Here is a 9,221-nt window from a genome sequence, read left to right on the forward strand (position 1 = left end):
GATCCCGCAGCATCCACGACGGCATGCGAAAGCGCGGCCCACGTGCCAGATAGCGGTTCTCAGGATCGACCTGCGCGTCTTTGATTTTCGATGACTGCTGGTACGTTTCGCTCGTCACGATCAAGCGCATCAGCGCCTTCACATCCCAGCCGCTGTCGATGAACTCGGAGGCCAACCAGTCGAGCAGTTCGCGCTGCGGTGGCTCCTCGCCCTGCAAACCGAAATCCTCCGCTGTTTTCACAAGGCCGATACCAAAGAACGCCTGCCAGAAGCGGTTCACCGTCACACGCGCCGTCAGCGGGTTGTCACGGCTCACGATCCACTGCGCGAGGCCCAGGCGGTTGCGCGGTGCGTCAGGCTTCATCGCGGGCAGACTCGCCGGCACATTGAAGCTCACCTTCGTGGTGCTGGGCTTGTCATACGCACCTTTTTCCAGCACAAAGGTCTCACGCACCTTGGTCGTGGTGTCCATGACCATCACCTTGGTGACGGCGCTGGTGGCTGAAACGCGCGCACGCACGGCAGCGAGGAGCTTCTGCAGCAGCTTCGTGTACCCGGCGTCCTTCTCTTTGAAATAGTTCACCGCCTCCAGCAGCGGATCCACGCCCCGGTTCTTCGGCTCCGTCTTGGCAATGTAGCTCGGCAGGTTTCCAGGCAGCTTGATCGCATCGGATTCCGTCAGCGGTTTGCCTGCGAGACGCGGCCATTTGGTCAGCTCAAACGCCTCCACCTCCGCTGCGACTTGCTTCACTTTTTCCGTGGTCGTCTTCACCCGTTCGAGTTCCGCAGGCGTGGACATGTCCATCGCCGGAGCCGCCTGTCCGCTGCGGCCAATGCCGTCCTCGCTCGTCTGGTTGAAGACATCGTAGAGGCCGTAGTAATCACGCATCGTGAGCGGATCAAATTTGTGATCGTGGCATTTCGTGCAGCCCATCGTCAGCCCCAGCCACACGGTGCTGGTCGTCTCCACGCGATCCATCACATTCTCCACCCGCGTCTCTTCCGCGATGCGTCCGCCCTCGCCGTTGATCATGTGGTTGCGGTTGAATCCCGTGGCCAGTTTTTGCTCAGGCGTTGCATTGGGCAGCAAATCGCCGCCAAGCTGCCAGACCGTGAAACGGTCATAGGGCATGTTTTCATTGATCGCCTTCACCACCCAGTCACGCCACGGCCACATGGTGCGCTCGGGATCTCCTTGGTAGCCGTTCGTGTCTGCATAGCGTGCCGCATCCAGCCAGTCCCAGGCCCAGCGCTCCCCGAAGCGCGGAGAATTCATCAGGCGCTCCACGGCCTTCGCGTAGTCTTCCTTCAATTCGTCCGCTGTCGGCGGCAGCCCGGTTAGATCTAGCGATACACGGCGCAGCAACGCCACCGCATCGGCGCGTGGCGAAGCCTTCATCCCCTTCTCCGCCAGCTTCGCCTGTACAAAGGCATCGATGGGATGCTTTGCGCCCACGTTGGGAACCTTGGGGCGTTCGATCCGTTTGAAGGCCCAGTGCGTCCCCCACTTCGCTCCTTCGTCGATCCACTGCTTCAGCAGCTGCTTCTGCGCATCCGTCAGCGTGCGGTTGCTCTTCGGCGTGGGCATCACTTCATCCGGGTCACTGCTGAAGATGCGTTCGATCATTGAGCTCTCATGGCTCTTGCCTGGAAGAATGGCCGCTACGCCGTCTTTCACGGCCTTGGCCTCCTTTTCCACGTCCAGCCTCAGTTCACCTTTGCGCTCCTTCGCATCCGGGCCGTGGCAGAAGTAGCATTTGTCCGAAAGGATCGGCTGGATGTCGCGCGAGAAATCAATCGCCGCCGCAGTGAGAGCCGAGGCTGAGGAGGACACAAATGACACGCATGGTTGGACGGAATGAGCATACGATGTCCGCAGGTTCAGTATTGCCAAACATGCATGGCAGATCCTAGCATGACGAAATGCACATCCCAACCCTCATCGAGCACAAGCGCGACGGCGGAGCCCTCACCTCTGAGGAGATCCACTTCGTCATCAGCGCCTTCACTCGCGGGGACATGCCGGAGTACCAGATGAGCGCCCTGGCGATGGCGATCTTTTTCCGCGACATGACGCCGGAGGAAACCGCCGCACTCACCGAGGCCATGCTGCACAGCGGCAGCATGCTGCTGTGGAACGACCACGACCCCATGCGCGTGGACAAACACAGCACTGGCGGCATTGGCGACAAGACCTCCCTCATTCTCGCGCCCCTGCTCGCCTGCGACAACGTGTGGGTGCCGATGATCTCAGGACGTGGCCTCGGCATCACGGGCGGCACCTTGGACAAACTGGAAAGCATCCCCGGCTTCCGCACCCAGCTCAACGAGGTGGAGATTCACAACGTCATCGACCGCATCGGCTGCGTGATGGTCGGCCAGACCACCGGCATCTGCCCTGCGGACAAAAAGCTCTACGCCCTGCGCGATGTCACCGGCACCGTGCCCAGCGTGCCGCTCATCACCGCGAGCATCATGAGCAAAAAACTCGCCGAAGGTCTGAACCGCCTCGTGCTGGATGTGAAGTGGGGCAGCGGTGCCTTCATGAAAACGCAGGAGGAGGCGCATCGTCTCGCCCACAGCCTCGTCACCGTCGGCGAAGCCATGGGCGTGCGCTCCAGCGTGCGCCTGAGCGAGATGAACGAGCCCACGGGCGAATCCGCCGGCAATGCGCTGGAAGTCGCCGAATGCGTGCGCTGCCTCAAAGGCGAAGGCCCGCAAGATCTTGAGGACATCGTGCTCGATCTCGCCTCCGCCGTCTCCGTTTCATCCCGCGCCGATCTCGCCTCCATGCTGCACCGGGGTGATGCGTGGCGAAAGTTTCAGAAGATGGTCGCTGCTCAAGGCGGCAACGTGGACGCGCTGGAAAAGATGGCCACCGTGCATCGCGCACCGTTCATCGGCGAACTCAAAGCCACCGCCAGCGGCACCCTCACGCGCATGGATGCCGGAGGCATCGGTCAGGCGGTGCTGGAGCTGGGCGCCGGGCGCTCCAAAGCCGCCGATCCCATCGACTTCGCGGTGGGCTGCGATCAAATCGCCAAGACTGGCAAGCAGGTGCAAACCGGCGATGTGCTGCTGCGTGTGCATGCGCGGACGAAAGGCGCGTTGTTTCGCACGCTCGATATTTTGCAGGAGCACATCAGCATCGTCTGACCTGCTGACCACCCCCGCCCCAGTCCCCGGTTGCGGGTAGAGAGACCGATGTTAGCTTTGTGAACATGAGCACCAAAGAGCAAACCTTGTCCTGGCTGGCCGAGCTGCCGGAGGATTCGCCTGCCTGGCGCGAGCTGCATGATGATGCCCGGCTGCTGCGCGACATCGCCGTGGCCGAGGATGATGTGCGAAACGGGCGTGAACGCCCCCTGGCGGAAGCCCGGGAGCTGCTGGAACACAAATGGGCTCAACGTCGTTCCAAGTCCGCCTGACCGATTCGGCGCTCAACGATCTGCATGAGATCGACGACTACTGGTTCCTGCATGGCGAGCCAGACCGCGGAGAGCGGTACGTCCGCAACCTTATCGAGACAGCAGAGACGGAACTGTCATCACCGCTGCGCGCACAAAGTGGTCGCCCTGTGCGTGTGGCTGTCCTGCCAGACACGCGAGAGATTTTAGTCTTCAAAGGCAGCTACAAGATCATCTACCGGATCGACTCAGCCGAGAATGTCGTTCACGTCCTGCGCTTCTGGCACGGCCATCGCCATGAGCAGGATCTGGACGAAGGCAGAGCGTGATTCCATAACATCGGCGGAAAAAGTCACCGAAAAATCTCCATGCTTGAGAAGCTTACGTACGCCCGTACCTCTCCGCATGAACCGCCGCCGCTTTCTCCAGACCACCGCTGCCGCAGCCCTGCTGCATGAATCCGTCCAGGCCGCACCGCCTTCGACGCGCATCATTGACACACACACACATTTCTATGATCCCACCCGTCCCGGTGGCGTGCCATGGCCGGGCAAGGGCACACCTTTGTACCGCACCGTGCTGCCTGCCGACTGGCTCGCGGTGGCAGCGCCGCATGGAGTCAAAGAAACCGTCGTCGTCGAAGCCAGTCTGCTCGTGGAGGACAACCAGTGGATTCTCGATCTCGCTGCGAAGGAAAAGAGCATCGTGGGATTCGTCGGTCATCTCGATCCGGGCGCGGAGTTTGCAGGCCATCTGGAGCGTTTCGCCGCGAATCCGATCTTTCGCGGGGTGCGCTGGAGCGGCGCATTTCTGCAAGATGCAGCGAAACAGGAAGCCGTGCTCGCCGGTGCCAAAGCGCTGGCCAAACACGGACTGGAGCTCGATTTGAACGGCTCGCCCGCCTATCTGCCTCACGCCGCCAAACTCGCCGCCGATGTGCCCGATCTGCGCGTCCTCATCAATCACCTCGGAGCCTCCGGTGATCCCCAGTCCCTGCGTCCCGAATGGAAGGAAAACATCCGTGCTGTGGCCAAACAGCCGAACGTCTTCATGAAAGTCTCAGCACTCGTGGAGCAGGTGAAATGCGAGTACGGCAAGGCCCCGAGCGATACCTCCTACTACCTCCCGATTCTCGACCATCTCTGGGAGTGCTTCGGCCCCGACCGCCTCATCTACGGCAGCGACTGGCCCGTCTCCGACAGGGGCGCGCCGTATGACGTCGTCTTTAAAATTGTGGACGAGTACTTCCGCGCCAAAGGCACGGAGGCTTGCGAGAAGTACTTCTGGAAGAATTCCAAGGCAGCGTATCGGTGGGTCGAACGCATCTGATCTCTGTCATTCCTCAATCCCCATGCGCCTCGTCCTCCAACGCGTCTCCTCCGCCTCCGTCACCGTCGATGACACCCTCACCGGCCAGATTGGCACGGGCCTGATGATTCTGGCCGGCATCGAACATGAAGACACGCTGGAGGACGCGACATGGCTGGTGCAGAAGCTCACGCAGATGCGCATCTTTGGCGATGCGGAGGGCAAAATGAACCTCAGTGTGAAGGACATCGGCGGAGAGCTGCTGGTGGTGAGCCAGTTCACGCTGCATGCCAGCACGAAGAAGGGAAACCGCCCCAGCTTCATCCGTGCTGCGCGCCCTGAGACCGCCATCCCGCTCTATGAGCAGTTCTTGTCGCTGCTGGAGGCCGAGATCGGCAAGCCCGTGGCACGCGGCATCTTCGGTGCCGACATGAAGGTGGCGCTGGTCAACGACGGGCCGGTGACCATCTGCATCGACTCAAGGGCACGGGAATAAAAAGTAGCCCTGTCTACTTCTCGAAACATAAAAAGGGCGGACCGAAGTCCGCCCTTCTCATTTGGTTTTCCAAGTTTTGGGGGTTGGAAAGTTAGGCAAGTCGTGGCTTCACCAGCGTTTCGAGGCGGTTCACACCGCGACGAATGCGAGCTTTAATCGTGCCAAGAGGCTCGTGCAGGCGCTCGGCCACTTCGGCCTGGGTGAGGCCGGTGAAGTAGGTCAGCTCGATGGCTTCGCGCTGATCCTGCGTGAGGCGAGATACCGCACTGTGGAGGATGGTGTCGCGTTCCTTGAACTCGAGGTTTTCGTGGCCGGAAGGTTCGAATTCGTACTGGTCCTTCTTGTTTTCGGACTCGAAATCGTCGTTCAGGCGTGAGCGGCGCTGCTTGGAGCGGATGCGGTCGATGGCGCGATTGCGAGCCAAAGTCGTGAGCCAAGTGAGCGGCTTGCCTTTACGGGGTTCGTAGAGGTGGGCCTTGTTCCAGACCTGCACGAGGACCTCCTGCATGACGTCCTCCGTATCGTGGTGGTCGTTCAAGACATTGGAGATCGAGGCGAAGATGAGGCCGCTATACTTCTTATAGAAGGTCTGGAAGCTGGCGGAATCGCGTTCCGAGATGCGCTTCAGGAGGCGGATGTCTTCGACGACATTGGGGTCAACCTCTGGGGAAATTTCAGTCATGTTCATGGTGATTGGGGGTACCTGACAGGTTGGAATAATTGCGACAAACGCCCTTTCGTCAAAGATTTGTTTCTGTTTTGTCTAATTTTATATCGAATTTTGTCTAACTTTGAAGCCTTCGGGGGTGCTCAGAGCACCTGTTCGTGAGAGATATATCGACACGGTCTTATTCCTGCATGTTGAACAAAACTGAAGAACGGGGCCTGCCTGGGCTTCATGAGTGGCTTCCTTGTTAATCCGCCCAAGTCCATGATCTGGATGTACAAATCGGACTCTACGGAGAATTCGCCCCGGCTGAGGAGGTGCGCTTCCAAGCCCATTGGGAGAGAACGCCCTTCCTCCGACCTTTCCCCGGCATGGATTTTGGCACTGCCTTACCCCTTGCACGCAGGCCGAATCCGCCGACTCTACGCGCCCTTTTTCAGCCATGATCCCCAACGCCTACCGTACCTTTCACTGCAACGCCGTCCGCTCAGAGCACATCGGCCAGACCGTCACACTGTGTGGCTGGGTGAATTCGGCCCGCGACCATGGCGGCGTCATCTTCATCGACCTGCGCGACCGCGAAGGCCTGACCCAGGTGGTGTTCCGCCCGGAAGAGAACGCTGAACTCGCCGCCCTGAGCCATCACCTGCGTGATGAAGACGTGCTGCAGATCACCGGCAAGGTGGCTGCACGCCTCGCAGGCACGGAAAACGCCAAGCTGGGCACCGGCGATATTGAAATCGTCGCCACTGAATTCAAGATCCTCAACAAGGCCGATGTGCTGCCCTTCCAGCTGGACCGTGAGCTGTCCAACGAAGACATGCGGATGAAGTACCGCTACCTGGACCTGCGCCGCGAGCGCATGAGCAAGAACATCCGCACGCGCCACAAGATCACCAACGCCGCACGCAACTGCCTCGACGCCGCCGGCTTCATCGAAGTCGAGACACCGATCCTGAGCAACCCGACGCCCGAAGGCGCGCGCGACTTCCTCGTGCCTGCCCGCCTGAACCCCGGCCGCTTCTACGCGCTGCCGCAGGCTCCGCAGCAGTACAAACAGCTCATGATGGTCGCCGGCCTTGAGCGCTACTTCCAGATCGCCCGCTGCTTCCGCGATGAAGACTTGCGTGCCGACCGCCAGCCTGAGTTCACCCAGATCGACATCGAGGCCAGCTTCATTGAGCGCGATGACATCCTGAACCTCGTCGAAGGCCTGCTGGTCAAGATGTTCAAAGCCGGCACCGACCGCGACATCCCCACGCCCTTCCCGCGCATGACGTATCAGGAAGCCATGGACCGCTACGGCTCCGACAAGCCGGACACGCGCTACGGCAACGAAATCGTGGACATGGCTGATGTCTTCGCCACCAGCGGCTTCAAAATCTTCCGCAGCACCATTGAAAACGGTGGCGTCGTGCGTGCCATCAACGCCAAGGGCTTCGCCGGTATTACCACCGGTCAGATGATCCGTCTCAACGAAATCGCCACTCAGGCGGGCATGAAAGTGAAGCAGCTCGCCTTCATCAAGGTGGAGCGTGATGCGAACGGCGTGCTCGAATACAAGAGCCCCCTCTGGAAGTTCTTCAGCGAAGACGAGCAGAAGGCCCTCATCGCCAAGCTCGGCGTCGTGGAAAACGACATCGTGTTCTTCTACGCCGGCACCTGGCAGGAAGCCTGCGACATCCTCGGCCGCGTGCGTGTGGAGATCGCCAACATGACCGCGCTGACCAAGGACAGCACCGCGTTCAACTTCCTCTGGGTCGTCGATTTCCCATTGCTCGCCCAAGATGCCGAAACACAGAGCTGGGTGGCCGTGCATCATCCCTTCACCCGTCCGAAGACGGAAGACATTCCTCTCATGGACGCCGGTGAATACGGCAAGGTGCGCGCTGAAGCCTACGACGTGGTCCTCAACGGCTACGAACTTGGCGGCGGCTCCATCCGAATTCACGAGAAGGATCTCCAGGCCAAGATGTTCAGCGTTCTCGGTGTGAACGAAGAAGAGCAGGCCCACAAGTTTGGCCATCTCCTCGACGCCTTCCGCTTCGGCGCCCCTCCTCACGGTGGCCTTGCCCTGGGTCTGGACCGCATCGCCATGCTTGTCAGCGGAGAGGAAAGCATCCGCGAAGTCATCGCCTTCCCGAAGAACAACAGGGGCAGCGACTTGATGACCGACAGCCCGACAAACATCGACTTCAAGACCCTGCGCGAAATCTACATCCAGAGCACCTGGAAGGAGAAGAAGCCGGAGACTGCCGTTGCTGCTGCGCCGGTGGCGTAAAGTTCCTTTGTTGCTGTGCAACGCGAGATCCCCTGTTCCGCAAGGACAGGGGATTTTTATTTTCTCAGCGCCGCCATCAGCGAGTCCATTTCCTCGCGCACCGTATCCGCATCACTGACCGTCTGCGCGATCTCAGCTCTCACGGCCTCGCGAAAGCGTTTCCGCAGGCGATGCACGGCCACTTTGATGGCTTCGATGCTCATGCCGAGTTTCGTAGCCACTTCGCTTTGCGGTGTCGCATCGGCTTCTGCTGTCAGCCACGGTTTCAGCACATCAAAGTGCTCTGACTTGCCTTCGTCTCGCATCTCGGACTCCAAACGTGCCAGCGCACGCGCGAGCAATGTCAGCGCCCACTGGCGGTCAAAGGCCGCATCCGGCGCTTCGATACGAGTGTCGGCGATTTGCAGGCCCGCACCGGTCGTGTCGGACTCACCGTCGATCACCGCATGGATCTGGCCACCGCCACGTTTGGCCGCATGATCGTGAATTCGTTGATTGGCGGCGAATCGTTTCAAGACCATGAGCAGGTAGCTGCGAAATTTCCCACGCAACGGATCGGCTCCATCAATGGTCCCACCCGCGAGCAGCTTGGCAAAGAAATCATGCGCCAGATCCCGCGCCACATCCTCTGCACGCCCATCACGCCGCAGAAACGCCATCACGGGTGCGTAGTAGGCCTCGCACAATTCGCTGAGCGCCGCCTTCGCCTGCACATCCTCACCGCGCGAACGGGAGACGAGCGTCCAGCGGGTGTCGTGGAAGGAGGAGGTCATGGAAGAGGAGGGATAACGATGTTTTTAAACACCACTTTTCTGATCGCTCGCCACCTGATCTGAAAAAACTCGACTTCGGACAATGAAACCTGGAAGTTCACGCTTTCCAAGCGTGCCTCCACCCATTTGCCAAGCAAGCTCCCTTCATAAGAACCGATTTTTTGTCCTGCCTTGAGTGCCGCAAAGCAGTCTACTTGTCTCTGCTGGGCTCTTTCGTTGTTCCAGGAAACAAATGCGTGACCGCTCTTGTCGTTTCCAGTGGCGGTGACATACCCAGACAGGCCTTTTC

Annotated in this window: 10 protein-coding genes; 6 read left to right on the plus strand and 4 right to left on the minus strand. The window is 60.0% G+C overall.

What is annotated here, in order from left to right; genetic code table 11:
• Positions 1–1,834: PSD1 and planctomycete cytochrome C domain-containing protein (locus ACIREA_RS19565; protein WP_397384026.1), on the minus strand; the 1,834-nt coding region annotated here is incomplete at its 3' end.
• Between the two features lie 89 nt (positions 1,835–1,923).
• Here ACIREA_RS19565 and ACIREA_RS19570 point away from each other — a divergent pair.
• The 5 genes from ACIREA_RS19570 to dtd all read left to right on the plus strand — a co-directional run bounded on the left by ACIREA_RS19570 (position 1,924) and on the right by dtd (position 5,211).
• Complete coding sequence (locus ACIREA_RS19570; RefSeq protein WP_397384027.1) at positions 1,924–3,156, plus strand: thymidine phosphorylase; 1,233 nt, start codon at positions 1,924–1,926, stop codon at positions 3,154–3,156.
• Between the two features lie 65 nt (positions 3,157–3,221).
• Positions 3,222–3,428: a hypothetical protein gene (locus ACIREA_RS19575; protein WP_397384028.1), complete on the plus strand. Its 207-nt coding sequence runs from the start codon at positions 3,222–3,224 to the stop codon at positions 3,426–3,428.
• Complete coding sequence (locus tag ACIREA_RS19580) at positions 3,398–3,736, plus strand: type II toxin-antitoxin system RelE/ParE family toxin (RefSeq protein WP_397384029.1); 339 nt, start codon at positions 3,398–3,400, stop codon at positions 3,734–3,736. The genes ACIREA_RS19575 and ACIREA_RS19580 overlap by 31 nt, the downstream gene beginning before the upstream one ends.
• 76 nt (positions 3,737–3,812) lie before the next feature.
• Complete coding sequence (locus ACIREA_RS19585; RefSeq protein WP_397384030.1) at positions 3,813–4,736, plus strand: amidohydrolase family protein; 924 nt, start codon at positions 3,813–3,815, stop codon at positions 4,734–4,736.
• Positions 4,737–4,758: 22 nt separating this feature from the next.
• Positions 4,759–5,211, plus strand: a complete 453-nt coding sequence (gene dtd / locus ACIREA_RS19590; protein WP_397384031.1) for a D-aminoacyl-tRNA deacylase — start codon at positions 4,759–4,761, stop codon at positions 5,209–5,211.
• Between the two features lie 91 nt (positions 5,212–5,302).
• Here the strand turns inward: dtd and ACIREA_RS19595 are convergent, their stop codons facing one another.
• Positions 5,303–5,893: a sigma-70 family RNA polymerase sigma factor gene (locus ACIREA_RS19595; RefSeq protein WP_395733244.1), complete on the minus strand. Its 591-nt coding sequence runs from the start codon at positions 5,891–5,893 to the stop codon at positions 5,303–5,305.
• 427 nt (positions 5,894–6,320) lie between these two features.
• Between ACIREA_RS19595 and aspS the strand changes: the two genes are divergently transcribed.
• Positions 6,321–8,159, plus strand: a complete 1,839-nt coding sequence (aspS, locus tag ACIREA_RS19600) for an aspartate--tRNA ligase (RefSeq protein ID WP_397384032.1) — start codon at positions 6,321–6,323, stop codon at positions 8,157–8,159.
• Positions 8,160–8,215: 56 nt separating this feature from the next.
• Here the strand turns inward: aspS and ACIREA_RS19605 are convergent, their stop codons facing one another.
• Together ACIREA_RS19605 and ACIREA_RS19610 are read right to left on the minus strand one after the other, a co-directional pair.
• Positions 8,216–8,932, minus strand: coding sequence for an RNA polymerase sigma factor (locus ACIREA_RS19605; RefSeq protein WP_397384033.1), 717 nt, complete (start codon positions 8,930–8,932; stop codon positions 8,216–8,218).
• Positions 8,929–9,221 (minus strand): hypothetical protein (locus ACIREA_RS19610; RefSeq protein ID WP_397384034.1); only part of this gene is annotated, 293 nt, incomplete at its 5' end. The genes ACIREA_RS19605 and ACIREA_RS19610, both read right to left, overlap by 4 nt.

Source organism: Prosthecobacter sp. (assembly GCF_044373815.1).
Lineage (GTDB): Bacteria > Verrucomicrobiota > Verrucomicrobiia > Verrucomicrobiales > Verrucomicrobiaceae > Prosthecobacter.